Source organism: Candidatus Poriferisocius sp. (genome assembly GCF_965208475.1).
In the GTDB taxonomy this organism is placed as follows: domain Bacteria; phylum Actinomycetota; class Acidimicrobiia; order Acidimicrobiales; family Bin134; genus Poriferisocius.
In genome coordinates this window covers 3,033,784-3,057,962 of record NZ_OZ242338.1, presented here as the reverse complement: position 1 = coordinate 3,057,962, position 24,179 = coordinate 3,033,784, and the positions used below count along the sequence as shown (strand labels likewise).

Below are 24,179 nucleotides of genomic sequence, written 5' to 3'. Positions count from 1 at the left end.
CATGGAGTGGCTCGAAGTCACCGGCAAAACCATTGCCCAAGCTGAGGAAGCAGCTCTGGACCGGTTGGGAGTAGACCGCAGCGAGGCAGAGTTCTCCGTTGTGGATGAGCCCAAGACCGCTCTGCTGGGTCTTCGACGAACAGAGGCTCGAATCAGAGCTCGAGTACGGCCGGTGTTGCCCCGTGAGAAGCGGAACCGCCGGCCTTCCACCAGCAAGGGTCGGAATCGGAATCGCAAGCCTGAACGGGGTAACGTGAAAGAAGGCAGAAATCGGGGTGGCCGAGGCGGCCAAGGCCAGGATCGAAGTTCAGGAGCTTCAAGTGGGGCGCGGTCTTCGAGCGAGCAGCCGAAACAGAAATCTCAGAACGCCAGTAAGACCAGCAGGGGAGCTGGCAAGAATCGTCCATCAAATGCCCCTGCGGGGGATCGAGCAAGGAAGAGCAAAACCATGGAAGACCCAATGAGCTTGCAAGAGCAGAGCACCCTAGTCGTTGAGTTTCTGGACGGGCTGTTGGATGCCTTCGATTTGGATGCTGAGGTGTACGCCGAGAGCGTCGCCGACGACACGATGGAGATGAGGGTGGAGAACGCCGAAGGGGTGGGCCTGCTCATCGGACCCAAGGGCAACACATTGCGGGCCGTAGAGGATTTGTCCCGGATGCTGGTGCAGCGCAAGTCGGATGGGAATTGCGAGGGTCGCATCCGAGTTGACATCGGCGGATACCGCGAGCGCCGCCGGGCAGCTCTTGAATCGTTCTGTGAGAAGATCGCTTTGGACGTCCGGGATACCGGCGTTGATCGCCCGCTCGAGCCGATGAATGCCGCTGATCGCAAGGTGGTTCATGATGTCGTGGCCGAGATTGATGGTGTCAACACTGTCTCAGAAGGCCAAGAGCCCCGTCGATGGGTCGTGATCGTCCCAAGTTGATTTCTGCTGACGTCCGCTCGAGGTTGGCCGAGATATTCGGCCATGCCCAGAAGCGAGGTTGGATCGGACGTCAGGCAATAGATGCTCACATCGACCACTCGTTGGCTTTTGCCGCGGCCGTTGTCGGTACCCCCACTGTAGCGGTGGACTTGGGGAGTGGAGGTGGTTTGCCAGCTCTCGTTCTGGCCGCAGCCTGGCCGCGGTCTCGGTGGACCCTGGTGGAGTCCTCCCTGCGTCGGGCGGCTTTCTTGGAACAGCATTGCGCCGGCATCGGATGGTCAGACCGGATTGTCGTGCGCCACGACACCGCCCTGAACTTGGGAATACAAGTTGAGCACCGCGGCAAGGCCGACCTTGTGACATCCCGCAGCTTCGGATCATCGTCGTTGGTGGTGGAGGTCGCTGCCCCGCTGCTTCGCCTCGGTGGCCAACTTGTGGTCAGTGCCGCTCCCGATGCCGCTCCTTGGCCGCCTGAATTCCTCGCTGCATTGGGCTTGGGTCCTGATCGCCTCATCCGCACGGCACCAAGATTCCACTGTGCCAAACAGGTAGCTCCCTGCCCTCTGCCGGTTTGAACGCGGATGTTTCATGTGAAACATCCGCCGATATCCTTGACCGCTGGTTGAGGGTGAGGGAGAATCGTAGCGGTGTCGGTCTCTAGAGCGGAACAATCTAGCCCTTGTCGCGTTGTTGCGATTGCCAATCAGAAGGGCGGTGTCGGCAAGACCACAACCACGGTGAACCTTTCTGCCGCTCTTGCCGAATTGGGCCAACGGGTGCTCGTTGTCGACTTGGATCCTCAAGCCAATGCCACTACCGGGTTGGGGATAGATCCCTTTGCTGGTGGCGTTTCTACCTACGACGTTCTTCTTCAGAGCGGGAGCATGTCGGACAGCGTTGTCGCTACCCAGGTGGAGAACCTCTGGCTGGCGCCATCCACGCTTGACCTTGCCGGAGCAGAAATCGAGTTGGTGCCGGCCTTCAGCCGGGAGCGAAGACTCGATTCTGCCCTTGCGTCTGTGGTCCAGGACTTTGATTTCATTTTTGTGGACTGCCCGCCTTCGCTTGGCTTGCTCACCGTCAACGCTCTGGCCGCAGCCCGAGAAGTCATGGTGCCTATCCAATGCGAGTACTACGCCCTCGAAGGTTTGGGACAGCTGATGCGAAACATTGACCTGGTGCGCAGCAGTCTCAACAGTGAGCTGGATATCTCTCTCATTGTGCTGGTGATGTACGACGGTCGCACCAAGCTCTCTGCCCAAGTCGCCTCTGAGATCCGCAGCTATTTTGGCGACAAGGTCTGCCGCCAGATGATCCCCCGGACGGTTCGTTTGGCGGAAGCTCCATCGCACGGCGCTCCGGTCACAGTCACTTATCCCAGCTCGCGGGGCGCGTTGGCCTACCGCGAGTTAGCAAAGGAGGTCGTCGGTGGCGCGCTCGCCAGGGCTGGGTAGAGGACTCAGCGCTCTGATTTCGAATCCGACAGCACAAGCGGAAGAGGTGCATGCTTCGGCCTACCTGGATCTTCCCCTTGACGCTATAGCGGTAAACCCGTATCAGCCTCGCGAGAAGTTCGATCATGCGTCCTTGGATGCGCTCACAGAGTCCATCCGCGAGGTTGGTGTTCTCCAACCGGTGCTGGTCAGACCTCGCTCAGACGGTACCTACGAGCTGATCGCTGGCGAGCGCCGCTGTCGGGCGGCAAAGCAGGCCGGGCTTGAGCGGATTCCCGCGGTTGTCCGCACTGCGAAGGATGCTGATGCGCTAGAGCAGGCACTGTTGGAGAACTTGCACCGAGAGGACTTGAATGCAATCGAAGAAGCTGCTGCGTGTCAGCAGCTCATCGATGAATTCGGGTTTACTCAGGAAGCCGTGGCGAAGCGGTTGGGTCGAAGCCGGTCGGCGGTGGCCAACGCTGTGCGCCTTCTGCAACTTCCCGACGAAGTCAAGGCAATGGTCGTAGACGGTTCATTGTCGGCTGGCCATGCTCGGGCGCTGCTGGGGGTTGTCAGTGAGAAGCGGCTGATCAAGCTGGCCAATGAAGCGGTATCTGGGGGGCTGACCGTGCGAATGGTTGAAGATGCGGCCCGAGCCAGCTCTTCAAACGGCAAGAAGGCCAAACAGAGCAAGGATCGCCCGACCAGCGCTGACCGGGGAGCTGCGGTGCTCGAACTAGAGGGCTTGTTGAGTGATCACCTCGACACCAAGGTGGGGGTAACCCTTGGCAAGGGGCAGGGAAAACTGGTAATCCAGTTTGCCGACCTGGATGATTTGGAGCGCATCTATCGGGTGATGCTCCAAGCGGGCTAAGCCGGAGTTGTGGCCCATAGGGCGAGACAGCCTTCGATGGTTCGAGCGAGGGGGGAGAGGCGCGCTTGCACGAGACCGGCTGGTCCGATGAGGCATTGGACTGCGGTCATGCGAGTGTGGCGCAGCACCGGCAACCGCATGCCCTTCACGTCGACGTTGTCGGTGCCCAGCGCGGCGGGGAGCCGCTGACTCAAGATGCTGGCTAGCCGCTGGCCCCCAGGAGAGACGAATCCCTCGGTGGCGAAGTAGGCCACTCGGCACTCCTCGAATTCCGAGGGAATCAAGCCCAGGTAGGCGTCAACGTCTAAGCGGTTGGCTTCGGCGACCCGATCGGATTCTGGTACATCGCAGACCTCGGTGACGGCAGCCCCCGACCGTCGCAGACCGGTAGCCAGTTCTCCGGCCACCGCGGCCATGGTGGTGATTGATGCAATCATGATGTGTCGCTCGGTCAGCCTTCGAGGGGTTCGCTGGAGCTTTGCTCGCTCTCGGACTGCGGCCACTGTGGCTGGAGTGACTCTGGCCGCCATCCGCTTGAGGGCTGCGGTGGTAGCTGCCCCGCAAACTGCATCAGCAACCAGGCCGGTGTTCATCTGGAATTCCCCTATTGCTCCCGCCGTGTCGGGTCCGAAGATGCCGTCTACTTTTCCGGCATCAAACCCCAGGGCCCCTAGTCGGAGTTGCAACTCTGCCACATCATCGCCCCGTAGCATGGGCTGGCTGAGGTACAGATTTCGATCGCCCAGCGACCATGCTGCCTCTTGCAATGCGGCCCAGGTATGAGGGCCACAGATCCCGTCGACGCTGAGGCCTCGGCTGGCCTGGAAATCAGCGACCGCGGCCGCCGTGGAGGCCCCGAAGTGGCCATTGGCCGCCAGGGCCAGGGCAAATCCTGCGGTGGCCAGTTTCTGTTGCAGGCCGACCACGTCATCGGTCTCGTCTCCCCGCTTCAGCGTGGGCAGATGGTCATCGGCCAAATCTGGCGCTCCTCGCGGCTGTGGCGGTCAGCCCTTCGCAGGTGATGGGCCGCTGGCCGGTTGGGTCAAAAGGCTATTTCGCCGATTTCCTGGAGCAGTTGCTGTTTGCCCTTTGCGCCCACAATCCGCTTGGCCGGCTCACCGTCTTTGAACACAATCAGTGTGGGGATGCTCATGACCTGATAGCGCAGGGCCACGTCTTGGGCATCGTCCACATTGAGTTTGGCCACGCTGAATACGCCGGCCTTCTCCACGGCGATCTCATCAAGGATGGGGGCGATCATCTTGCACGGGCCACACCACTCAGCCCAGAAATCGACGACGACCGGCAACTCGGCGCTGCCGATTATCTCATCAAAGGTCTCATTGGTGAGGGTGGTGATGCTCTCAGCCATCGCTGGGGATCCCTTCGGTCTGATGCAGTCAGGGGAGCGGTCAGCTTATCAGGGGTTTTCCGCTTTAGCCGTGTCCAGCAGACTCCAACCACCGTTCGGCATCGATGGCCGCCATGCAGCCTGATCCCGCGGCGGTAACCGCTTGGCGATAAATGTCGTCCTGGACGTCGCCGCAGGCGAACACCCCCTCCACTTCGGTACGGCTGGTGTCAGGCTCGGTTACGAGGTACCCATTCTCCTTGCGCTTGAGCTGTCCCTCGAACAGGTCGGTGTTCGGCCGGTGGCCAATGGCGACGAACAGCCCGGTCACATCCAAGGCAGAGGTCTCGCCGGTGATTGTGCTCTGGACATTGATGCCGGACAGCCTCTCTTCGCCTTGTATGTCGGTCACAATGTGGTTCCACAAGAATTCGATTCGGTCGTTGGCCAATGCCCGGTCTTGCATGATTTTCGACGCCCGCAGTTCGTCTCGACGGTGTATTACCGTAACTTTTGATGCAAAACGAGTCAAAAAGATGGCTTCTTCCATAGCTGAGTCACCCCCGCCCACCACCGCGATGTGCTGATCTCGGAAAAAAAACCCGTCACAAGTTGCGCAGGTTGACAGGCCGTGGCCGATAAGCCGATCCTCTGCTTCCAATCCCAGCATGAGCGATTGGGCCCCGGTGGACACGATCACCGCCCACGCCTGGTAGTTGGGTTCAGGCGCATTCGGATCGCCGACCCACACTCCATGCGGTGGGCCGGATAGGTCTACACGGCTGACCTTCTCAGTGACCATCTCTGCGCCAAACCGCCGGGCTTGCTCTCTGAACTTGATCATCAGCTCAGGGCCCATGATCCCGTCGGGAAAGCCGGGGTAGTTCTCCACATCGGTGGTGAGCATTAGCTGCCCGCCAGGCTGATCGCTGGTGGACGACGGCTCACCCTCGATGACCAAAGGAGTGAGGTTGGCTCGGGCCGTATAGACGGCCGCGGTAAGCCCAGCCGGCCCTGAGCCGATGATGATCACGTCGCGGATGGCTGTCTCGGTCATGAGGGGCGCCTCAACCAGGCAAAGGCACCCAGTGAAAGGAACAACAGTCCGAGAATGCCGTGGGCTGCCCAAGCTCGCCCGGTGGCTACCTCCAGACCGCGTACCGAGGCGATGATGCCCAGTACGAGCACAGTGAGCAGGGGGAACACCCCGAAAACGATGTAGGCCAAGAGACGGCTGAGGTTGACCACCGGTCCGGTCGTCACGTCGCGGACTTTGTCCACGGCGTTGAGAACGGTGTCGGCGGCCTGCTCGGGCCAGTCCTCGGACAGTCCCAGCATTGAAGCGGTTGTTGCCTCTTCCTTCGGCTCAGCGGGATCAGCCATGGAGGTTCAGCCTACCGCCGAGTCGGTCGAGATCAGATGTTGGGGGAGGGGCAAGGAGGGTTACAGCCGGTTGGGGAATGAGAGGACTCTGCGTAGGTTGGAACCCCACGCAACTCCAGGGGCAAGGAGGGTTACAGCCGGTTGGGGAATGAGAGTGAGCTGAACAGCTCGCATTCGGGGGCTGGGCTTGTCTGGATGATTTGCAGTTCGTCTTTGCCGAGGTATACCGACACCTGGACTTCTACACCCTGCAAAAGAGCGTCGAATCCGATGAGGAGTTCGAGTTCTTCGTCGAGGAGCGGGGGACAGCCCACAAGGTTCATAGGGGCAGCTTCGTCGGCTCCACCGACGCTCTGAGCGTCGATCAGCTCTAGGGCCAGCACTAGAACATGGCTGACAAGGTCGGCCTCTGTGTCGTACTGCCAGAGGGTTTCCACCGAAGTTGGGAAGTCTTCTGTGTCGTCGGCCATTGTCGACCCCACGTCATATGGCGCCTCAATCGGGGCCTCCATGGGGCTCTCTTCGGCTAGGTCATCTTCGGCGGGGCTCTCTTCGGCCATTACTGGGTTCTCGGCCGCGGAGACATCCTCATCAGGGTCCTCCATTGGGTTCATGAGTTCCGCGGGCGCTTCTTCTTCCGCACTCGCGCCACTTGAGGATGAGTCGGCCAATTCCTCCGCGAAATCAGCAATCTCATCAGCGCTCTCAGGTTGGGATGCCGGGGCGGTCTCTGCGGGTGCTGACTCGGGAGCGGTCCCATTCGATTCGTCGTCTGCCGGGGCGGTCTCTGCGGGTGCTGACTCGGGAGCGGTCCCATTCGATTCGTCGTCTGCCGGGGCGGCTTCCGCGGGTGCTGACTCGGGAGCGGTCTCATTCGATTCGTCGGCCATCACCGGCACTGCCGCCGAGTCGACTGCGAACTGTTCGGCGGCATCGTCGTCGGTGGCTTGGTCGAACAGGGTCACACTCACCATGGCGATGGCTGCCACCACTGCGGCCGCGGCCAGAACTACCCTTGCCCGGGCGGGAATCGACCGCCGCCGCCCTCGGGCCGCCTCCAGCGACACCACCGCAGCGCGGTGTTCTAGTGCCCGGGCGATCATCTGGTTCTGCATCTCGTCGGAAGGCGGGTCGACCGGGGTGGCCAATAGTTCGGGGACGGCTCGGAGTTCCTCCACCAGAGCCTGCAAACGGGGATCACCTTCCACCAGGGCGGCCTCTTCCGCCGTGACCTGCCCGTCCAAATAGGCGGAGGCCAACTCGTCCATGTCCCGTGGGGTCATTTCGCCGCGCTCGTCGCTCATGATCTCTCCCCAGTGTGACGTTGGCCGGGGTCGCCTGGGTTCCCGCTCAGCAGTTCGGCTAGCCGCCGGCGTCCCCGAGAGATACGGGACCGGACTGTCCCGGGAGCGATGTCCAACTCTTGGGCTATCTCCTCATAGCTCAGTCCTGCCTGATCGCACAGCACCACTGGCACCCGGAACACTCCGGGAAGCTGGGCCAAAGCGGCCTCGATGTCCAGCCGGTCGCTCACCGAATCGGCCACCGGCTTGTCAACGGCCGCTAGGGGCTGTTCCTCCACCGAGGCGGGAACCGGTCGCCGCTGCCGCCGCCGCAGCTCGTCTAGGCAGGCGTTGACCACCACCCGGTGCATCCAAGTGGTGAACTTCGATCGTCCGTCGAATCGGTCGATGCGCCGCACCAAAGTGATGAGCGCTTCCTGGGTGGCATCGAGGGCGTCGGCCTCGTTGCCGGCCAACCGCCGGCAGGTGGCGTAAATCTGGTTGTAGTGCCGTTTCAGAAGAACGTCGAACGCGGCCTGGTCGCCCTCTTGGGCTTGTTTCACCAACTCCGTGTCATCAGCTACGCCTCTGATGCACTGAGGGTACTTACCCATTGCCCGCTACTGGTTGAACCGGGATCCCTGAGGGCGGATGAGTCCAATCGCCCGGGACGGACACCATACCCAAGGCAAAACCCGGTGCCGCACCGTGAATGGCATGTCGTCAGCCCTGCTCGGCGTGCTCCCTGACGGCTAGTTGAACAGGGAACGCGAGGACATCAACTGGTCGTAGAGTTCCAGCAAATCGGGGCTGATCAAGTCGTCAACCTCGTGTTGGGCGCTCTCCCGCTTCAACAGTTCCACTAGCTCAGCCATTATCTGACGCACCTCGGTGGGGTTCTCCGCCGCGGCCATCAGCCGCCAGCGGTAGCACTGCTCGCAGACCCCCACCAACCGGAGGCTGGTCATCACCGCTCTTCGAGCCCCTTCGGAATCGCCGACCTCCAGGCTGAGCTTGGCCGACTCGTGGGCCGCGGTGTCCACCATGCATTCGATCTGGGTTCGCAACCCGAAGTCGGCCCATCGGTACATATTGCCGGTGCCACCGGTGAATGGGGTGCCCCGAACCAACTCCAGGGCAGCTTGAAGCCGCTGTCGTCCTCGGTTGCCGGCGTCGACGCGGGCGGCTGAAACGAGAGCTTCGAATCGGGCGACATCGGTTCCCACCTCAGGCAGCAAACGGTATGTGCCCTTCGGGGTTACTCTGGGCAAGTACGGTCTGCCCTCCTCGTTGACTCCCAGCGCTTTGCGAGCTCGGCTTATGGTGTTGGCCAGAGTCGACTCAGAGGGTGGATCATCCGGTGGCCAAAGATGGGCTCTCAGCTGATCCCGGTCGGCCCCTTCGGGGTGGAACGCCAGGTAGGCCACCAAGTCCAGCGCTCGTCGCGAGGCGAAGGGCTGCGCGGCACCCAGCACCTCCACAGACCCCAATACCCTGACTTCCACCTCGGTCAGCTCCTGCTCGAAGCCGGGAGTGATTTCGAGGTCGGTTGGAATCGGTGCCAGCGGCACTTCCAACTCCACCCCATGAGTTTGTACGGCATCAGCCGCCAGTTCGGACACCGCGGCGACCGCTGCGCCGGACATACCGTGTGGCTCTAACCGAATGCCGAGTGGCTCCACGAACAAGCCATGTTCATCGAATCGTCCCAACCAAGTCGCACCATTTAGACCGTGGGCAACGACGCAGATCGACGATCCGCACACCTCCAGGAGCCGGTACGCTTCTTCCTTGGTCAATTGGCCGGGAACCAGTACTACAGTGGGATGCCAATGGTCGCCTCTATTCCCGATCCTGGTGTCAGCCGCAGAGGGGCAACTGCCCAGCAACGCTCTGTTCTGCCGTTGCTGGAGCGCAATGCGTTCGATTGCCGCGGTCACATCAGATACATACTCAACCCGCTCGAAAACCCTTAGATCTTGCCCAAAACCCACGCACAACACGGTTAGATCATCGGCTAAATGGCTATTGGCCAATTGGATGGCCATAGCCGCGCACAAGTTTTCGACAGCTTCGGGATTGCCTTGAAGGTCCAGGGCGGTCATGTGTTCAAGATTCAACAGAAATTCGCCTCCAGCCTTTTTCCCCACGGCGACCAGAGTGGGAAGAGGTGCTGGAACACCTTCCGTTTCTTTCATAAGGTGTTCCAATACTTCGTTTTTAGGCAGCTTCCAGATCATGTTGTCTTCACTGGCATTGAAGCCAGAAGGCGCCTCAGTCGGCGTGGCAAGCAGAACTGACACGGTGTCTACATCCAAGATCGCTCCGATCACCTCGGGTGGAGAGTGACCAGCCATTCGCGAAGACATCACTCGCAATGACGCGTCCAAAAAGAGGGCGCTTTCCGTATCAGATGTGGCCTCTAATTGCTGTTCTAACTGAACGGCATCCCAGGTGGGAGACCCGGGCATACGCCAGTTTGGCAAATGACGACGATGCATTCGCCGAAGTCGGGCCAATGTCCAGCCTAGGCTGCTGGCGAACAGGCCGAGCCCACCTATCGTGAACATTGTCCGAGTGGTGGGTGTGGACTGTCCATCTGCACTGGGAAGGGCGACACTCGCCACTACCGCGGGTTTTGTTGTGGCGTAGGCCACAACAGGCATCGCTTGATCCATCGATGCTTCCGATGCTTCAGTGAATTGTTCGAGAAGTTGCGGAGTGAATAGAGGGAAGTCGACTTCGGGGTTGTCCACAGGTAGTTGAAGTTCCCATCCGGCCATGATCACGTTGGGATTTTGGATAAGTTCCTGGTTGGCATTGTAAATGTCAATCCACTTTTCTGGGTCATTGAGATGATAGGCGGCTAGCTGCCGTAGGGTATCTCCGGTCTTCACCGTGATCTTGGTGTTGTCGGACTCAGTTGAATAGTTGTCGGCTTGAGAGTTACTGGCAGAGGGCACCACATGCTTCAAATCATTTAGTTCTGGAGAGCGCGCATCAGCAGGCATGACGAGTTCCCATCCAGGTTGCAGTCGAGTTGGATCAGCAAGCGATCCTCCAACAGCCTGTGCTTGACTGTGATTTAGAACATATGCTTCAGTCCATTTGTCCGGGTCGCCCAAGTATTGCTCCGCCAATGAGCGCAGACTATCTCTCTGGTTCACTGTGTGGATCAGAGGCTCTTCTTCGGTAGGTCCAACGTTTGGAGCAGCGTCACTTCCATTTCCTCCGTTATCTGAGGCAGAAAGGGAATCCAAGCTATTGGGGGTCAGGCTCTGTGGTGGTTCGATGTCCATCTCGATGGCTGTAGGAGTGAGCAAATCCTGGTTATCGGCTACCGCTATTGCTGGGTGTTGGATTGAGAATGCAATCAACAAGGCTGTGCCGATCATCCGAGCCGATGAACTCTGTACAAATTGAGGAATGAGCACAACTCGAGGAGCAACTCGGCCATGAAAATGAGCCCACAGTTCTACGATCACCCCGGTCAGTACTTGCAGCCAGACAATCCAAATGAGAAGAGAAATGGATTTGAAGACCAGAGATGAGGGAATTGTTCCGGTTCTAATGGCGGTAGTTGCTTCTGAGCTCAAGGGAACCCCTCGGGGCAGGGGCCATCCCACCCAGAGGACCAGCAGTGTCGGAATTGCTATTAGCAAACCGGCCAACAACGCTGCTGATGTCAAACCGCGGATGAGTTCTGTCCGATGCTCTTCGTTCGGGTTCATAGGCAATTTCCTGTGTTGGCACCCCACAACGCATGGGCAGGGGCGTTGGAGTCCGCATGTTTGGCTGCCGGGATCTGCAAGCGGTTATGGATCCGAAGAACAAGTTCGGCCAGGGTTCTCCACAGGAGCAAACGGCGATGGCGCCGGTCGGAGGGCAGGCCGCCCCCCAATGCTTGATTCACCCTCGGATCGTGGGCCATCACACCCAACAGATCGAGTTGGGACGCCTTGGCCATCTCTGTTGGCGGATATGGCCGGTCGCCCACGCAAACCAATGCGGTTGGAATGTCTTGGGCGACCATGCGGCGGGCCTGATGGACCAACGGGACAAGATGATCGAACCGAGGCTGAGCGACGAGCACCAGAAGATCGCAGCGTTTGATCATCTCAGCAGCAGGGGAATGAGACCGCACTCGGCCTACGTCGACTACGGCGTCGATCTCGTCGGAGCGGTGCAAGCCGTCGGCCAGTCGGCTGGCTATCGGACTGAGTACCCGGGTGGTGGTCTCGCCGCATCCAGGAGCAACGAGGGTGGGCAATTGACCGGCCAGCAGTTGGCTGTTGGCCTGTAGCCGACTGATCGTCATCTCCTGTCGACCTGTGCCGGCAAGCTCCAGCAGGGAAGGAGTTTGGGCTAGCCCAAAACGTGCCGCCAACACCCCGCCGTCTCCGTCGCCCTCCACCAGAACGGCTCGTCGCCCTGTGGTTTCCTCCCACGAGAGCCCGAGTCCAGCCGACAAGCTGGTGACGCCGGGACTGGCTTTCGCGCTGCCCACTGCGATGATGCTCATCGAAGCGGTCCCGTCGCCATCGGCTCACGACGCAGTTGGCTGTTTGCTGTTCGGGAGTCGTCGGTCAGCGATATCGGCCATCGACGGTCTTCACTTGACGTCCGCATGGGCTGTTTCCGGAAAGTCGGGGAGGGAGCCGTCGAATCGCTCCGATGGCCTCAATCTGCCACAGCTCACCCATGGAAGCAAGGTGTATTTCGGAGATATTTTTATGCGGCGACCACCCCAGGTGGTGGAAGTAGTCGCTGCTGAAGCCGTCGACGGCGACACGGATGTCGACCTCGTCCCCCTAGCGGACGGACAGGTCGCGGAGTGTGTCCACTGTCCGAACCACGCCCGACACGCGCCGCCCAGCAGGATCTGTGCCCACCAGGCTTCTGGATGCGTCGATCAGCAGCAGCACGTTCATGCTGAACACGCCGCCGAGCTGGGGCATGCACCGATCTGACAGCCCGTCCGAACCGCCGGGCTGGGCGCTGTCATCCGCCTGGACTTGAGCTGACGCGGGGGAGACCACAGCGGCGGAGAGGATGAGCGAGGCGGCTAACAGCGCCGATAGCGCTGCCCAGATGCCCGCCGCTGCCCGCTTCACGCCGCTGCCAGCGTTTCCGCTGCCAGCCATGCGGCGGCTACCGCCGACGCTAGCGCCGCCCAGCAGAACACGATTCCTGGGGTGCCGTAGCGCCGCCGGCCCCGAAAAGCGGCCGAGGTGGACGACACGGCGAACAGCGAACAGCACACGGCGAACCCCGCTATACCGCTCATAGGGTTATTGATGGCCCATCCGCCCAGCAGCGCTGCCGCGAGGGCGGCGAATCCGACAGGGGGGAGCATTCCCCGCTTATGCCTCTGGGGAGGGGGCGCAACGCTGTCCGACGCGGGGGTCGCGCCGACTGCGAGCGGGTCGCTTTGTCCCATACATCAAAGAAGCTAACGACACGCTGTACCCTCCCTACAGGGCATGCGAGCAGACAGCCTTGGCCGCGTTTGCGAGAAAGCCTGAGGCAGCCCGCCCGGCTTTCTCGCATTCCCACCGTTAGACCATCCCGAAAAGCAGGAACGCGGCTCTCATAGGGCACGGTACGCTTTCTACATGGCTAGTGGTGTGTCGTTGGTTGTGTTGCGGGGTGGTGTAGTGTGGGGGGATGGTTTCGGCTGCGGTTGCGTTGGGGGTCTCGGATGCGGATCGGGAGGTGTTGGAGCGCTGGGCGCGCTCGGGGTGTGTGTCGCATCGGGTGGCCCGCCAGGCGCGGGTGTTGCTGGCGGCTTGCGATGGTTTGGCCAATGAGGAGATCGCGCGGCGTTGCGGGGTGGCTCCGAACACGGTGCGGGCGTGGCGGCGCGGGTTCGAGGCCGGGGGGCTGGGGTGGCTGGGCACTGTTGCGGGCGGCCGGGGGCCTGCCCGGTCGCTGGGCGCGGCCCGGGAGTCGGAGATCGTGTCCGACACGCTGTTCGAGGAGCCCCCGGACGGGTCGGCGTGCTGGTCGACGCGCTCTATGGGCGAGCGCCACGGCGTCGGCAAGGACATCGTGGCGCGCGTGTGGCGCGAGAACGGTCTGCGCCCGTGGCGCTCAGACGTGTTCAAGCTGTCGCGAGACCCCTGCTTCGAGGCCAAGCTCGTCGACGTCGTCGGCCTGTATCTGGACCCGCCCGAGGCCGCCGCGGTGTTCGCGTTCGACGAGAAGACCCAGGTCCAGGCCATAGACCGCACCCAGCCGTCTTTGCCGATGGTACCCGGCCGGGCCCGCACCCTCACCCACGACTACAAAAGACGCGGCACCCTCGACCTGTTCGCCGCCCTCAACGTCTCAACCGGCGAGGTGCTCCACCAGACCCGAAAGCGCCACACCGGCAAAGACGTGCTCGCGTTCTTCAAATGGATCGACCTGCACACACCGCGCCACCTCGACATCCACATCGTGTTGGACAACCTCTCAGCCCACAAGTCCAAACCCGTCAAAGACTGGCTCGCCCACCCCAAACGAGCCCGCTGGCACCTGCACTTCACCCCCACATCCGCGTCATGGCTCAACCTCGTCGAAACATGGTTCTCCATACTCACCCGCAAAGCCCTCAAACACCGGACCCACACCTCGGTCAAAGACCTCGAGGACACCATCGACACCTGGACATCACACTGGAACCAGAACCCCAAACCCCTGCGCTGGACCAAAACCGCCGAACCCATCATCGCCAAAACCCGCCGAGCACAAACAGCCCTCAACCGCGCAAACAAACCCGCGACACACCACTAGCTCAGCGCTGGCAGTCACCAAACCAAGTGCTTCCAGTGTCGCCCGCGAATGGATTGAGGCGCTCCCCGCCGGCACATGGTTCCGCTCGGCGGCGGTTCCAGGCAAGCGGCATGTGGTCCGCAACGTCCTCTCCAGGCTGATGGCGGCAGACATGCCGATCATCGGAAGGTTCACCCCTGGCATTTATTGGCGGCAGCCGTGCCGGCGCGACCACGGCTATGGGGTGATGCCCTCCTTGGACGATTCGATTCTTGCCCCACCAGGCTCGGGATATGCGAGTTGGTGTGCCCTCAGGCATGTCGGTTGGTGTCGCCAGGTGCCGTACAGGACGGCTATCGCCGTCCCATACCGGAATCTCACTCCGCCCGCCATGCCATTCGGCCCCCCGATCACGTTCGCTGAGAGGCACAACGAGCGGCGACGCGACATGAACTGGAATGAGGCGACGCTGCTTGAGGCGGCATTGTCGTCAGGCGCCGCCGACTACCGGGACTGGGACCAGGCCATGCAGTATCTCGGCGAGGCGAATGGCTGGATGAAGCAGGGCATGCCGATCCGCAGAGAGGTGTTCCTCTGGGTGTCGGCGGCGGAGAACCCTCCGAGCGAGTGGCCGGCGGGCCAGGGATACAACTCGTTCAGGTCGGTGATCGACAGGTTGGCGGCAAACCTCCCGGAAATCGTAGACGCCCCATGAGATCCAAAGAGCGCTGCTTGATGCCCATGGCCCTAGCGGTGTGCCTCACCCATGCCCGGCTGAGCCGCCCCCTCCGCTAGAGTGCGGCCCGCTGACTGCCAGGAGCTGCCCTCCGCTTCCCACTGCTACTCCGATCAGGCACGATGTCCGCTTGTGGACCGCGCCTACTGGGCAGAAGGTGTCGCCCGCTGCACGATAATTACATGAATGGAATATGCCACCTCCGCAGCAGCCGTCCGGTACAGGGTGGCCCGACAGCGCATTGCGGCTTTTCGCATAGCAGTGTGGAGGCCGTGTTTGGGTCGACGGCCGCTGCGACGGTGGCCTTGGAGTTGGCGTGGCTTATGGACGGTTTCCGCACCCCTGCGAATTTCATGGTGCGGCTGCTGATCCTAGGGGTGGCGTTCAGGGTGATCTCCCGACTTGGTTGCAAGATGGCGAGAACGCTCCACGAGTCCGCTGACAGGGGTGAGGCTATCCTCCGCACGGCGAGCGCCGACCCGATGCCGGATCCCGAGTTCTGGTCTCGGCCGGCGCAAGAGTCGAGGGTGGACGGGACCGAGTGGGCGAACCACTTGAGGTGAGCCCGCCGCCGCTCAGCGGGCGACGCGGCATCGGATGCCCCATATCCTTGCCCTATGCCAGACCAGTACGGCGCTTCCGACATCCAAGTCCTCGAAGGGCTCGACGCTATTCGGAAGCGGCCCGGGATGTATGTGGGCAGCACTGGCGACGAGGGGCTGGCACACCTGCTGTGGGAGGTTCATAGACAACGCTGTTGACGAGTCCGCTGCGGGGCACGGCGACCGCATCGCCATCACCGTCCGCGACGACGGCTCCTACGAGGTGTCCGACAGCGGACGGGGCATCCCCGTAGGCCCGCACCCGACGAGGGAGGGCAGGTCTGCGTTGGAAGTGGTGTTCACCGAGCTGCACACGGGGCCAAGTTCGGAGGCGACCAGTACAAGGCATCAGGCGGGCTGCACGGCGTGGGCATCACCGCTGTCAACGCTCTCTCAGAGCGGGTCGATGCGACGGTAGAGCGCGACGGCAAAAGGCACCAACTCTCGTTCGAGTCGGGCGAGCCGGGCCATTTCGACGGTGACGGGAACTTCAAACCGTCCCACAAGGTCAAGACCTCGGGAAGGCTGCCCAAAAAGCAGACGGGCACCACGGTGAGGTTCTGGCCCGACAGCGATCTGATGCCCACCGCGGTGAACGGCGTGCCGTGCGACCTGATAGCGGAGCGGATGCGGCAAGTCTGCTACCTGGTGCCGAATCTGGTGGTCACCGTCGCCGACGAACGCACTGGCGAGACGGTCGTGTGCGGACCTGCTGAGGGCGGGCTCAAAGACTGCGTGGCGGACATGCTGAGCGGCGAGCAGTCCGTCGCCCCGATCATCTCGTTCCAGGGGTCGGGGTCGTTCACAGAGAAGGTGCCCGTCCAGCGGGGCGGCGGCACCGAGATCGAGGAGGTGGCGCGGGAGTGTTTCGTTGAAGCCGCCCTTTGCTGGACAGACGACGATGACACCAGGATCGTGTCCTGGGTTAACACCGTCCCCACTCCCGACGGAGGCACCCACAACGCAGGGTTCGAGAAGGGCATCACATCTGCTGTGGCTGCGGCTGTGAGGGCTGCGGAACTCAAGAAGCTCAAGAAGGCAGAGACAGTGCCCCGTCGCGACGACTGCCTGTCTGGCATGGTCGCCGCGGTCCGGGTGCTGGTCCCCGAGCCGCAGTTCAGGGGGCAGACCAAGCGTCAGCTGGGCACCCCCGAGGCAGAGGATGTGACTGCTGAAGCTGCCAAGGCCGGGTTTCAGGGCTGGGTCGAGGGAAAGGGCACCGCCAAGGCCCATGTCAAAGCAGTCGTGAACAGGGTCGCAGACGCTGTGCTGGCGCGGGAGGCGGCCGCGAAAGCGGCGCAGGCACGCCGCCGCCAGCGGAAACTGGCCAACTCGGCTCTGCCGTCGAAACTGTCCGACTGCAGGTCGCGGCCAGGCGGGAAGGCATCCCCCGAGCTTCTGCTGGTGGAGGGCGACAGCGCTGCGGGTCCGGCGAAGAGGGCCCGCGATTCGGGGTGGCAGGCGGTACTGCCTTTGAGGGGCAAGATCGTGAACGCGGGCAAGTCGACGGCACACCAGGTTCTGCACAACGCCGAGGCGCAGGCTGTGATAGCCGCCGTCGGCGCGGGTGCGGGCAAGGACTTCTCGCTCGACGACAGCCGATACGACCGCATCGTGCTGCTGGCCGACGCCGACGTTGACGGCAGCCATATCCAATGCCTGCTGATAACCCTGCTGTGGCACTACATGAGGCCCATGCTCGAAGAGGGCAGGGTGTTCGCAGCCGACCCCCCGACCCACGCGATCCAGGCTGGCAAAAACGACCCCGAGTTCGTCTACGGAGACACGGCTCTGGTGGAGCGGTGTACCGACCTCGACAAGGCGGGGCGGCAGTACAGGGTCACCAGGTTCAAGGGGCTGGGCGAGATGGACGACGACGAGCTCTACGAGTGCGCCGTGAACCCTTCCACCAGGGTGCTGCGCCCCATCACTGTGGGCGACGCGTCACGCTCCGAGAACGCGATCAGGGTGATGATGGGCGGCGACGTGCAAGCCCGCCGCGACTACATCGTCGAGCACTTCAGCGCCTATGGCCACGCCCTTGATGTGTAGGTGCGAGATGCAGAAGGCGACGAGACACAGAAGGCAGCGTGGTAGAGCGACGCTCTTGATGGTGGTCCTGTTGCTGGCAGGCTGTTCGGCAGGGGTTGAGAACGTCCTCAAATCGAGCGACACGGAAATGGTGATCTCGGGCAGCGGCGCCACCAAGCTCAGACGCGGCTTCGCCGCTGGCAACTACGCAGTGTGCATCAGCGGGAGTCAGTCAAGCGGCGGAATCCACACCAAATCCGTCAAGCCCCTTAGCTTGAAAGTCGAGACCGACGCAGAATTGGTCGCTATAGATGGGCAGGTCGAGACCGACTGGGCTTCGCCCAACCATCCAATCAGCGTGCCTCCAGGCGAACCCCTCGCCGCTTTCGATATTTCAGCGGACCACGCGATCAAGTGGATTTTGAGGATGGAGCCAGCCGAGAGCGCGCTCGGTTGCGGCTACTAAGCAGGGGCGGGAGAAACCGGTGTTAGCACTCATCCCATCCTGGCTGGCTATCGGATTGTTGGTGGTGCTGGCCGTCGGCGGGCTCGCCGCGGTCGCTGGGTTGCTGTTCGCCAGCTTCGCTATGTTCAGCAAGGCCGATGGCATTCCGAGGGCTGTGGCGAGAGGTGAGCGCCAGGGCGACCGGTGGGCGGTTACGGTGCTGGTCTCCGGCGCGCTAGCGGCCCTCGTCTGCGCGTGTGTAGCGCCTGTCGGCATATGGGTGGCCGCCCGTACCGCCGTATGGGACAAAAGCGTCCTTGGCCAGGCGCAGGCCCGCTCCGGTCACTGGGAGCAGCGGGTGGAGCCCGCTAGCGACTGGGCTGGGCAGCCTGCATAAGTCGAGCGGGTCGAGAAGGCGCGGGGCGATGGGTCCAGGTCCACTGTGGAGCCGAGGATCGCTGTGCGATGCACCGCAGGCTCAGGCATGTCGGTGGTCATCGCCCCAGGCGATGCCAGATTCGGCGGAGCCGTCACGCTCGCGGTGATCGCCGACGACACCGCCGGCAACGGCCAGGCGCTCCCAGCGTCGTCTGTGTCGACCCACCGGCTCAACCTCGCAGCCGATGGTACGCTGGCTCTCGCCGATCTGCGTTCCGCTTTTGAGTTGCTGGCCTCAGCGGGAACGGACACGGATATGTGGCTTGCTCCCGCTAGCACGACCCGCGGCGGACAGGTGTACCGCTTCGACACCGACTGGGCCGCTGAGCGGCTCGCCGGCTACCGCGACTGTGACGCAGCGCTCGCCGCCGCATTCCGCGGTCGCTGAGGTCGGCAGTGTTTTCGGCAGTGGAGTCATCGAGCGAGGACCAGAATCACCTCAGCAGTGGAGGTTGCATGACTACCGCCGACTGTCATTTCCACCATAAGGCTGACGCGGGAAGGTTGGTGGTCCTGGTCCGGGAAACGGATCAGGTGTGATCATCGAGGCTCGCGGCCAATTCCAGCGCTTCGCCGAACGACGGCAAATTCCCCCACACGAAATTGGCGAGACTCGGGTATGCCTTTTCGAGATGGCCCTGTGCCTCGGAGCCTTTTCTGAACAGGATGCTGTCCGCGTAGCCCTTGTCTGGCCTGGGCACGGAGTCGTCGCCCCTCCCGAACGAGCGGGCAGCAGCGTCCGCGAGTTCGGGCAAACGCTGTCTGGCATCCTCGGCGTGCTCGGAGCCGGCGATCATGGCGAGGTCGTACAGGTCGCGGATCCTCGCAGCGAGACCTCGGAAATGGCCGTTGACGGCTCGGCGGTGCAGGGCGTCGAGCTTGTTCGCCGCCGTGTAGGCGGGCTTAGTGCATAGCAGATCGAAGCCGCCCAGCTCCGGGTACCGCGCCCTTTGCTGCTCGGTGGCGAAACGGCCCATGAGCGAGACGACGGGGCGGCTCTCCTGCAAGTTGCCGGCGACCGCCTCCGAGGCGATCTCAACTTTCAAAAACGCCTTTTCTCGACCTACAGGCAGCCACATCTTCCTGTAGCCCTTCTGCCGGTCATCGTCCTGCCTGACGGCCAATTCAGTTTGGCCGAGTGGTTCCTTCACCCAGTTCGAGATTTGCGACCTGGCTTTCCGCAAGGTTTCCTTCATCGCGCCACCTGTAAGGTCAGCCGCGAGGACGTCGATGTCTTCGGAGTAGCGCTCAGTGATGTGCCATGCTGAGACCAAGGACGTGCCCCCAGTGAACAAGCAGGTAGCGCTCGGTTCTCGCTGGCCTTTGAATTCCCTGAATACCTGCATCCCGTGGGGAGAACCAGACTCGGAGAGATTGTGGAGGCATGCAGTAAGCCAGTAGTCCTGAACGATTGAACCAGGCACAAGACCGAGCGAAGCCGCGGCAGTGCTGAGCAACTTATCGAACTCGCCTGGGCTGCCGGCCAACCCGCGAGTCCCCCGTGAAACTCCTACGGGTGCCTGGTCGAGGGTTATGGGTGCCCCGTCGAGGGTTATGGGTGCCCCGTCGAGGGTTATGGAGTGGCCAAGCGGGGCTGTTGCGTCCGCAATGCCGCTGGTGCTCGTATGCCTGCCACCCCTGTGTTGGATATTGCAGCTTTGAGCAGGGTTCTGACACGGCTTCCCGTCAACCGTGTTTGTGGAACCGCATATCTGGGACATCAAACGTCCGCCATCTCGGCGACCGCCGACGAGATTTCTTGAACCATGTGCAGTGTTTCCACTGTTGCGCCATCATCAGTCTCAGCAGCCCATTCGAGCTTGTCGGCGCGTATGGGCGCTTGCCATCGAAGGCGTCCCATGGAGATGCCGTTGCGGAACCTTTCAAGGCACTCATGCCAAGGCTCCTCTGTCGTCCAGCACACGCTGACAGCTTCCAATATCGTGACCTCGGTCCAGTTCAGATCCGATCGCCGCTGATTTTTTCTGGGTATGTAGACCACAGTCGGATGAGGCGGCTTCGGAGGGGTGCCCAGTGTGCTGATCAGGGCTTTGCAGGGAACTTGGGTGCTCCACCGAAGTGTGTTGAGGGCATCCCAGTCGGCGAGGCCTGCCCCTGGACCAGCCAACAAAAGGGCACCAATGGTGTAGTCGGGAGCCATGAACGCTAGTTCATGGCCTTCAGGCCAGCCGCGCCAGTACATCTCGTGGCCTACTCTCACCACGCCGCTGGATTCGTTGCGGTGGAGGCGGGAGAGGACGGGGTGGACGATCTCGCGCCGGCCTGGCACGTTCTTGCTCCAGAACCATGTGCCCGGCTCAAGGTCGGTAATCCAGTCTCGTGCCTCGGCGCTCTCATAGGTCTCGTCGGCTTCCACGATGCCCTGCAACATCTCGGCCCCGCCGTTCTGGTCGGCCATCGCAGACCGGATGCGCTGCTGCATGTAGTGGGCGGTCTGCTGGGTCAGGTCCAAGTCTCGGGCGAGCTGGGGCGAGGAGATCGACTTCTTGGCGTTCACCTCCAGACAGATCGCCAGCATCCACTTCTGCAACGGCACCCTGGTCTTCGCCATGATCGTGCCGGACAGCACGTTGAAGCTCGACTTGCAGCCGTGGCAATTCCACCGGCCCACCCGATACGTCTCGGCCTTGCGGGCCACATCAACACACCCGCACAGCGGGCACGCCGGGCGTTCGCCCCACCGCACCCGCTCCAGATACTCGTAGCACGCCTCATCATCGGGAAACCTGCGGAACACCGCCATCAAGTCCATGCCTGAGACAGTAATGGACCCCACCTACAAAGTCAAGCCCATAACTTGTAGACCCCTATTTTTGTGTATTGCTGTTCGGCTGGTACTGGCAGATGTGAGGGAGTTGGCGGTAGCGCTCACCGACGTCAAGGCCGTAGCCCACCACGAAGTCGGGCGGGATCTCGAAGCCCACGTATCGCAAGTCGAGGTCTTCGTGCTGGCGGCCCTTGCGCACCAGCAGAGCGCACACCTCCAGGCTGTCAGGATTGCGGGCGGCGAGGTTCTTGCGCAGGTAGTTGAGGGTCAGGCCGCTGTCGATGATGTCTTCCACCAGGATCACGTCGCGCCCTGCTAGATCGAGGTCGAGGTCTTTGACGATCCGCACCACACCGCTGGTGCGGGTGGAGCTGCCGTAGGACGACACCGCCATGAAGTCGAACTCCACTGGCAGTTCGATGGCCCGGGCCAGATCAGCCATGAACATGAAGGCGCCTTTCAGCACGCCCACCAGCAGGGGGGCCCGGCCCTGGTAGTCGTTGGTGATGCGGGAACCGAGATCGGCTATACAGGCCTCGAGGTCGTTGCTGGGGATCAGGATAGGGCCAGGATCGCCCTTTGCAGTGGTCGCCTCGCTGGACACGAGGTCAACCTAGTGCTGCCTACTTGCTCAGGCCGAGCCGTTGGGAGGATCGAGCAACCCGCCAGCCTCCGCCAATTTCAGTGGATCGAGCCTCATTTCGCACTACTGCCATCACCCGTTCGATGGTTGCTGCTTCTGGGGGGTGCTCTGCACCGGTCTCGTGCTGGATCCACCTTCGCAGCGCTAGCTGGGCCATGGGCTCAGGGATCTTGGCCACCGCTTTGGCATCAGTGGGGTCGATGCCGGCGGCCAACTCGTCGAGCAGGTCGCGGATTCCTGCAATCAGGCCCGCGCTGCGGGCGATGATCGGGACGACGTCGCGCTCGGCGATATCGCACAGCAGGGGCAGCAGTTCGTGGCGCATCCGGTTGCGGCGGTGGGCAGGGTCGAGGTTCGACGGATCCTGCACCGGTTTCAGTCCGACGGCATTGCACAGGGCCTGGGTTTCGTATCGCCGCAGGGCCAGCAGCGGGCGCCGGGCCGGGCCGATTCCCGCTAGCCCGTCTAGCCCTGCTCCTCGGATGAGGTTCAACAGCACGGTTTCGGCTTGGTCGTCGGCTGTGTGGCCGGTGAGCACTCCATGCGGAAGCACCTCGTAGCGGGCGGTGCGGGCTCGGGCCTCCAGGTTGGGGCCGGGCTCGCAGTGGGCGGTGCGGGCTTCGAAGGCTGCACCCCAGCGGGCGGCGGCTTGGGCCACATCATCGGCTTCGGCGGCTGAGCCGGGGCGCAGCCCGTGGTCCACATGCCAAGCGGTCACCCGACAGCCCGATTCGGAGGCCAGCACTAGCAGGGCCAGGGAGTCGGGGCCGCCCGACACCGCACAGTCCACCGTGGTTCCCGCAGGGGGGAAAGTGCAGCGCGATTGGAGGTCGGAAGTTTCGGTGCTCACGCAGACAGTGCGTGGGCACCGTTGACCCGGTCGATCCATTGCTGGGGGTTGCGAACTTCGGTCATGGTGGGCAGCCGATCGGGCGATTCCCATACCCGGTTCAACAGATCAGGGCCGCCGCGGGCCTCCACCGTCTCGATGAAAGCCTCTCCGGCGGCGTATTGGTTCAGCTTGGCCTCGATGCCGATGATGCGTTGCAACAGCTTGGATATCCCCCTGGCCGAGTTGCGGCGATGGCGCAGCACCCGGGCGAATCGACTGGCGTCGGGAATGTGGCTGGCCCCGGCCCGGTCCATAGTGATGTCGCCGTGGCCCTCCAGCAGGCTCATCATGCCCCCGATTCGATCCAGCGCCGCCTTCTGCTCTGGGGTGGCCAAAAGGGCAGGAAGACCCCCGTCGGCCAACGGGTCGTCGCCCCGACGTCTAGCTTCGATTACCTGTCTGGCCACGAACCTGAAGTGCTCCACATCGGGCTCGGCCGCATCCAGAGCCTCTTCCACCAGGCTCAAGAAGTGGGGCCGCAACCACTCGATGCCGGTGAACTGGGCCCGATGGGTGGTCTCGTGGAGGGCCAGCCAAAGCCGGAACTGGTGAGGGTCGAAGCCGTGCTTGTGCTCGAGGGCCATCACGTTGGGACCCACGTAATACACCATGTCTTGGTCTTCGGGGCGGTCGTCCTCGATGATCAGCAGGTCGTACTGGCCCAGCACTCGGGTGGACATCCAGCCCAGAACCGCCCCCATCTCGGCGCCGCTCACTCTCTGTGTCACTGGGGCCAACCACGAAAACGACGTCCGCTCGGCCATTTTTCCGATAACCGGGCGCAACAGCCTCTGGAATGAGGCCACGTTGGCCTTCACCCATTCGGCGCGGGTGACCACCTTCGCCCGGGCCGCGCCCGACATAGACATCAGCCCCGTTTCGGCTGCGACTAGCTCCTCGGCTTGGGCGGTGAGCTCGGTCAGGTCAGGGGCGAGCTTGTGGAAGTGGTAGGAATCGAGGAACGGCTCGTGGCCGCCGACCCTTGTGGCTACTCGCTCTGCCAGCCGCCAGTCGACTGGATCGGCTGCGAAATCCACCGATGACTACCGTTGCCGCTGTTCGGAGTCGTCAGCACTCTGAGATCTGGTTTCCCGCTGGTGCCGACTGTTGTAGCGGGGGGCGACCACCTTGGTGAAGTAGCCGACAATGGTGGCGATCACCAAGGGGATCGTGCCGATAACCAGCAGCAGGGCGATCCACCAATGCCACACCACGGCAGCGATCAAATCCATGCGCTCACCCTAGTGGTCTGCCTGCTGAGACTCCATGCCGGGGGCTCCGCCCGGACCGGCTCAAAGATCTTGGACATCGAGGTCGTCGAGCACGACGCGCTGGAGAGTCTCGGTAATGCGGATTTGAAGGGAGGTTGGCGCCGACTCCCGACATGCCTGGCTCATGGCCATCTTGAAGCGGACTTCGACGTCCAAGATCTGTATGCAGGAGAGGCAGTCGCCCAGATCGACCCTCACTCGGCTGATGTTCTCCAGTGTGGGCTGGCCGTCCAGGGCTCGGGCTATGAGATCGCGTGAGAAATCGCACTGGTTGGGAATGCCCAAACAATGCCGATTGCTGCTCATCACCGTGCCTCCGAAA

The 24,179-nt window shown here is 62.4% G+C and carries 29 protein-coding genes; 12 read left to right on the top strand and 17 right to left on the bottom strand.

Annotated features, from left to right (window positions below; all coding sequences use genetic code 11):
• Position 1: 1 nt before the first annotated feature.
• The 4 genes from jag (at position 2) to ACOGXA_RS14235 (ending at position 3,238) form a co-directional block, all read left to right on the top strand.
• Positions 2 to 928 (top strand): RNA-binding cell elongation regulator Jag/EloR, encoded by a 927-nt coding sequence (gene jag / locus ACOGXA_RS14250; RefSeq protein ID WP_419924526.1) that lies wholly within the window; start codon positions 2 to 4, stop codon positions 926 to 928.
• Positions 904 to 1,503, top strand: a complete 600-nt coding sequence (locus ACOGXA_RS14245; RefSeq protein WP_419924525.1) for an RsmG family class I SAM-dependent methyltransferase — start codon at positions 904 to 906, stop codon at positions 1,501 to 1,503. The genes jag and ACOGXA_RS14245 overlap by 25 nt, the downstream gene beginning before the upstream one ends.
• A 72-nt stretch (positions 1,504 to 1,575) precedes the next feature.
• Positions 1,576 to 2,382: a ParA family protein gene (locus ACOGXA_RS14240; protein ID WP_419924524.1), complete on the top strand. Its 807-nt coding sequence runs from the start codon at positions 1,576 to 1,578 to the stop codon at positions 2,380 to 2,382.
• The gene (locus tag ACOGXA_RS14235; protein ID WP_419924523.1) at positions 2,357 to 3,238 is read left to right on the top strand and encodes a ParB/RepB/Spo0J family partition protein; all 882 of its coding nucleotides are present in this window, start codon (positions 2,357 to 2,359) and stop codon (positions 3,236 to 3,238) included. The genes ACOGXA_RS14240 and ACOGXA_RS14235 overlap by 26 nt, the downstream gene beginning before the upstream one ends.
• On the opposite strand, the gene ACOGXA_RS14230 is transcribed toward ACOGXA_RS14235, so the two are convergent.
• From ACOGXA_RS14230 to ACOGXA_RS14185, 10 genes are all read right to left on the bottom strand, one after another.
• Positions 3,235 to 4,215: a peptidoglycan-binding protein gene (locus ACOGXA_RS14230; protein ID WP_419924522.1), complete on the bottom strand. Its 981-nt coding sequence runs from the start codon at positions 4,213 to 4,215 to the stop codon at positions 3,235 to 3,237. The two genes, ACOGXA_RS14235 and ACOGXA_RS14230, sit on opposite strands and share 4 nt — an antisense overlap.
• Positions 4,216 to 4,280: 65 nt before the next feature.
• Positions 4,281 to 4,610 carry a thioredoxin gene (gene trxA, locus ACOGXA_RS14225; RefSeq protein ID WP_419924521.1) on the bottom strand — a complete coding sequence of 110 codons (330 nt, stop codon included), beginning with the start codon at positions 4,608 to 4,610 and terminating at the stop codon, positions 4,281 to 4,283.
• A 64-nt stretch (positions 4,611 to 4,674) separates the two neighbouring features.
• Complete coding sequence (gene trxB / locus ACOGXA_RS14220; protein ID WP_419924520.1) at positions 4,675 to 5,646, bottom strand: thioredoxin-disulfide reductase; 972 nt, start codon at positions 5,644 to 5,646, stop codon at positions 4,675 to 4,677.
• A complete protein-coding gene (locus ACOGXA_RS14215) occupies positions 5,643 to 5,972 on the bottom strand; it encodes a hypothetical protein (RefSeq protein ID WP_419924519.1) in 330 nt (109 codons plus the stop codon). The genes trxB and ACOGXA_RS14215 overlap by 4 nt, the downstream gene beginning before the upstream one ends.
• A gap of 131 nt (positions 5,973 to 6,103) precedes the next feature.
• The gene (locus ACOGXA_RS14210; RefSeq protein ID WP_419924518.1) at positions 6,104 to 7,276 is read right to left on the bottom strand and encodes an anti-sigma factor family protein; all 1,173 of its coding nucleotides are present in this window, start codon (positions 7,274 to 7,276) and stop codon (positions 6,104 to 6,106) included.
• Positions 7,273 to 7,869 carry an RNA polymerase sigma factor gene (locus ACOGXA_RS14205; RefSeq protein ID WP_419924517.1) on the bottom strand — a complete coding sequence of 199 codons (597 nt, stop codon included), beginning with the start codon at positions 7,867 to 7,869 and terminating at the stop codon, positions 7,273 to 7,275. The genes ACOGXA_RS14210 and ACOGXA_RS14205 overlap by 4 nt, the downstream gene beginning before the upstream one ends.
• A gap of 138 nt (positions 7,870 to 8,007) precedes the next feature.
• The gene (locus ACOGXA_RS14200) at positions 8,008 to 10,986 is read right to left on the bottom strand and encodes a LysM peptidoglycan-binding domain-containing protein (protein WP_419924516.1); all 2,979 of its coding nucleotides are present in this window, start codon (positions 10,984 to 10,986) and stop codon (positions 8,008 to 8,010) included.
• Positions 10,983 to 11,777 carry a hypothetical protein gene (locus ACOGXA_RS14195; RefSeq protein WP_419924515.1) on the bottom strand — a complete coding sequence of 265 codons (795 nt, stop codon included), beginning with the start codon at positions 11,775 to 11,777 and terminating at the stop codon, positions 10,983 to 10,985. Before ACOGXA_RS14195 ends, ACOGXA_RS14200 begins: the two co-directional genes overlap by 4 nt.
• Positions 11,778 to 12,066: 289 nt before the next feature.
• On the bottom strand, positions 12,067 to 12,369 hold the full coding sequence (locus ACOGXA_RS14190; RefSeq protein ID WP_419924514.1) for a hypothetical protein: 303 nt from the start codon (positions 12,367 to 12,369) through the stop codon (positions 12,067 to 12,069).
• Positions 12,366 to 12,695, bottom strand: a complete 330-nt coding sequence (locus ACOGXA_RS14185) for a hypothetical protein (protein WP_419924513.1) — start codon at positions 12,693 to 12,695, stop codon at positions 12,366 to 12,368. The genes ACOGXA_RS14190 and ACOGXA_RS14185 overlap by 4 nt, the downstream gene beginning before the upstream one ends.
• 227 nt (positions 12,696 to 12,922) lie before the next feature.
• Here ACOGXA_RS14185 and ACOGXA_RS14180 point away from each other — a divergent pair, with 227 nt between their 5' ends.
• The 8 genes from ACOGXA_RS14180 (at position 12,923) to ACOGXA_RS14145 (ending at position 18,651) form a co-directional block, all read left to right on the top strand.
• A complete protein-coding gene (locus ACOGXA_RS14180) occupies positions 12,923 to 14,032 on the top strand; it encodes an IS630 family transposase (protein WP_419924512.1) in 1,110 nt (369 codons plus the stop codon).
• A 370-nt stretch (positions 14,033 to 14,402) separates the two neighbouring features.
• Positions 14,403 to 14,726 carry a hypothetical protein gene (locus ACOGXA_RS14175; RefSeq protein ID WP_419924511.1) on the top strand — a complete coding sequence of 108 codons (324 nt, stop codon included), beginning with the start codon at positions 14,403 to 14,405 and terminating at the stop codon, positions 14,724 to 14,726.
• A 284-nt stretch (positions 14,727 to 15,010) separates the two neighbouring features.
• A complete protein-coding gene (locus tag ACOGXA_RS14170) occupies positions 15,011 to 15,310 on the top strand; it encodes a hypothetical protein (protein ID WP_419924510.1) in 300 nt (99 codons plus the stop codon).
• A gap of 130 nt (positions 15,311 to 15,440) precedes the next feature.
• A complete protein-coding gene (locus ACOGXA_RS14165; protein WP_419924509.1) occupies positions 15,441 to 15,767 on the top strand; it encodes an ATP-binding protein in 327 nt (108 codons plus the stop codon).
• Positions 15,716 to 17,401 (top strand): toprim domain-containing protein, encoded by a 1,686-nt coding sequence (locus ACOGXA_RS14160; RefSeq protein ID WP_419924508.1) that lies wholly within the window; start codon positions 15,716 to 15,718, stop codon positions 17,399 to 17,401. The genes ACOGXA_RS14165 and ACOGXA_RS14160 overlap by 52 nt, the downstream gene beginning before the upstream one ends.
• Before the next feature lie 58 nt (positions 17,402 to 17,459).
• Entirely contained in the window at positions 17,460 to 17,846 is a 387-nt protein-coding gene (locus ACOGXA_RS14155) for a hypothetical protein (RefSeq protein WP_419924507.1), read from the top strand.
• A gap of 19 nt (positions 17,847 to 17,865) precedes the next feature.
• Positions 17,866 to 18,222, top strand: a complete 357-nt coding sequence (locus ACOGXA_RS14150; RefSeq protein WP_419924506.1) for a hypothetical protein — start codon at positions 17,866 to 17,868, stop codon at positions 18,220 to 18,222.
• A gap of 87 nt (positions 18,223 to 18,309) precedes the next feature.
• Positions 18,310 to 18,651, top strand: coding sequence for a hypothetical protein (locus ACOGXA_RS14145; protein ID WP_419924505.1), 342 nt, complete (start codon positions 18,310 to 18,312; stop codon positions 18,649 to 18,651).
• Between the two features lie 142 nt (positions 18,652 to 18,793).
• Here the strand turns inward: ACOGXA_RS14145 and ACOGXA_RS14140 are convergent, their stop codons facing one another.
• The 7 genes from ACOGXA_RS14140 to ACOGXA_RS14110 all read right to left on the bottom strand — a co-directional run bounded on the left by ACOGXA_RS14140 (position 18,794) and on the right by ACOGXA_RS14110 (position 24,163).
• Complete coding sequence (locus tag ACOGXA_RS14140) at positions 18,794 to 19,609, bottom strand: nucleotidyl transferase AbiEii/AbiGii toxin family protein (protein ID WP_419924504.1); 816 nt, start codon at positions 19,607 to 19,609, stop codon at positions 18,794 to 18,796.
• A gap of 374 nt (positions 19,610 to 19,983) precedes the next feature.
• Positions 19,984 to 21,036: a transposase gene (locus ACOGXA_RS14135; RefSeq protein WP_419924503.1), complete on the bottom strand. Its 1,053-nt coding sequence runs from the start codon at positions 21,034 to 21,036 to the stop codon at positions 19,984 to 19,986.
• A gap of 55 nt (positions 21,037 to 21,091) precedes the next feature.
• Positions 21,092 to 21,655, bottom strand: a complete 564-nt coding sequence (gene hpt, locus ACOGXA_RS14130; protein WP_419924502.1) for a hypoxanthine phosphoribosyltransferase — start codon at positions 21,653 to 21,655, stop codon at positions 21,092 to 21,094.
• A 19-nt stretch (positions 21,656 to 21,674) separates the two neighbouring features.
• Complete coding sequence (gene tilS, locus ACOGXA_RS14125) at positions 21,675 to 22,544, bottom strand: tRNA lysidine(34) synthetase TilS (RefSeq protein ID WP_419924501.1); 870 nt, start codon at positions 22,542 to 22,544, stop codon at positions 21,675 to 21,677.
• Positions 22,541 to 23,623 carry a zinc-dependent metalloprotease gene (locus ACOGXA_RS14120; RefSeq protein WP_419924500.1) on the bottom strand — a complete coding sequence of 361 codons (1,083 nt, stop codon included), beginning with the start codon at positions 23,621 to 23,623 and terminating at the stop codon, positions 22,541 to 22,543. The genes tilS and ACOGXA_RS14120 overlap by 4 nt, the downstream gene beginning before the upstream one ends.
• A 6-nt stretch (positions 23,624 to 23,629) precedes the next feature.
• Entirely contained in the window at positions 23,630 to 23,818 is a 189-nt protein-coding gene (locus tag ACOGXA_RS14115; RefSeq protein WP_419924499.1) for a hypothetical protein, read from the bottom strand.
• A gap of 60 nt (positions 23,819 to 23,878) precedes the next feature.
• The gene (locus ACOGXA_RS14110) at positions 23,879 to 24,163 is read right to left on the bottom strand and encodes a hypothetical protein (protein ID WP_419924498.1); all 285 of its coding nucleotides are present in this window, start codon (positions 24,161 to 24,163) and stop codon (positions 23,879 to 23,881) included.
• Between the last annotated feature and the right edge of the window lie 16 nt (positions 24,164 to 24,179).

What these genes read in the sequence shown, in the direction of transcription:
- jag (WP_419924526.1), top strand. Translation starts at nt 2, where the DNA reads ATGGAGTGGCTCGAAGTCACCGGCAAAACCATTGCCCAAGCTGAGGAA.
- ACOGXA_RS14245 (WP_419924525.1), top strand. Translation starts at nt 904, where the DNA reads ATGGGTCGTGATCGTCCCAAGTTGATTTCTGCTGACGTCCGCTCGAGG.
- trxA (WP_419924521.1), bottom strand. Translation starts at nt 4,610, where the DNA reads ATGGCTGAGAGCATCACCACCCTCACCAATGAGACCTTTGATGAGATA.
- trxB (WP_419924520.1), bottom strand. Translation starts at nt 5,646, where the DNA reads ATGACCGAGACAGCCATCCGCGACGTGATCATCATCGGCTCAGGGCCG.
- ACOGXA_RS14215 (WP_419924519.1), bottom strand. Translation starts at nt 5,972, where the DNA reads ATGGCTGATCCCGCTGAGCCGAAGGAAGAGGCAACAACCGCTTCAATG.
- ACOGXA_RS14210 (WP_419924518.1), bottom strand. Translation starts at nt 7,276, where the DNA reads ATGAGCGACGAGCGCGGCGAAATGACCCCACGGGACATGGACGAGTTG.
- ACOGXA_RS14205 (WP_419924517.1), bottom strand. Translation starts at nt 7,869, where the DNA reads ATGGGTAAGTACCCTCAGTGCATCAGAGGCGTAGCTGATGACACGGAG.
- ACOGXA_RS14200 (WP_419924516.1), bottom strand. Translation starts at nt 10,986, where the DNA reads ATGAACCCGAACGAAGAGCATCGGACAGAACTCATCCGCGGTTTGACA.
- ACOGXA_RS14195 (WP_419924515.1), bottom strand. Translation starts at nt 11,777, where the DNA reads ATGAGCATCATCGCAGTGGGCAGCGCGAAAGCCAGTCCCGGCGTCACC.
- ACOGXA_RS14185 (WP_419924513.1), bottom strand. Translation starts at nt 12,695, where the DNA reads ATGGGACAAAGCGACCCGCTCGCAGTCGGCGCGACCCCCGCGTCGGAC.
- ACOGXA_RS14180 (WP_419924512.1), top strand. Translation starts at nt 12,923, where the DNA reads ATGGTTTCGGCTGCGGTTGCGTTGGGGGTCTCGGATGCGGATCGGGAG.
- ACOGXA_RS14175 (WP_419924511.1), top strand. Translation starts at nt 14,403, where the DNA reads ATGCCATTCGGCCCCCCGATCACGTTCGCTGAGAGGCACAACGAGCGG.
- ACOGXA_RS14165 (WP_419924509.1), top strand. Translation starts at nt 15,441, where the DNA reads ATGTGGGCAGCACTGGCGACGAGGGGCTGGCACACCTGCTGTGGGAGG.
- ACOGXA_RS14155 (WP_419924507.1), top strand. Translation starts at nt 17,460, where the DNA reads ATGGTGGTCCTGTTGCTGGCAGGCTGTTCGGCAGGGGTTGAGAACGTC.
- ACOGXA_RS14145 (WP_419924505.1), top strand. Translation starts at nt 18,310, where the DNA reads ATGTCGGTGGTCATCGCCCCAGGCGATGCCAGATTCGGCGGAGCCGTC.
- ACOGXA_RS14140 (WP_419924504.1), bottom strand. Translation starts at nt 19,609, where the DNA reads ATGCAGGTATTCAGGGAATTCAAAGGCCAGCGAGAACCGAGCGCTACC.
- ACOGXA_RS14135 (WP_419924503.1), bottom strand. Translation starts at nt 21,036, where the DNA reads ATGGACTTGATGGCGGTGTTCCGCAGGTTTCCCGATGATGAGGCGTGC.
- ACOGXA_RS14115 (WP_419924499.1), bottom strand. Translation starts at nt 23,818, where the DNA reads ATGGATTTGATCGCTGCCGTGGTGTGGCATTGGTGGATCGCCCTGCTG.
- ACOGXA_RS14110 (WP_419924498.1), bottom strand. Translation starts at nt 24,163, where the DNA reads ATGAGCAGCAATCGGCATTGTTTGGGCATTCCCAACCAGTGCGATTTC.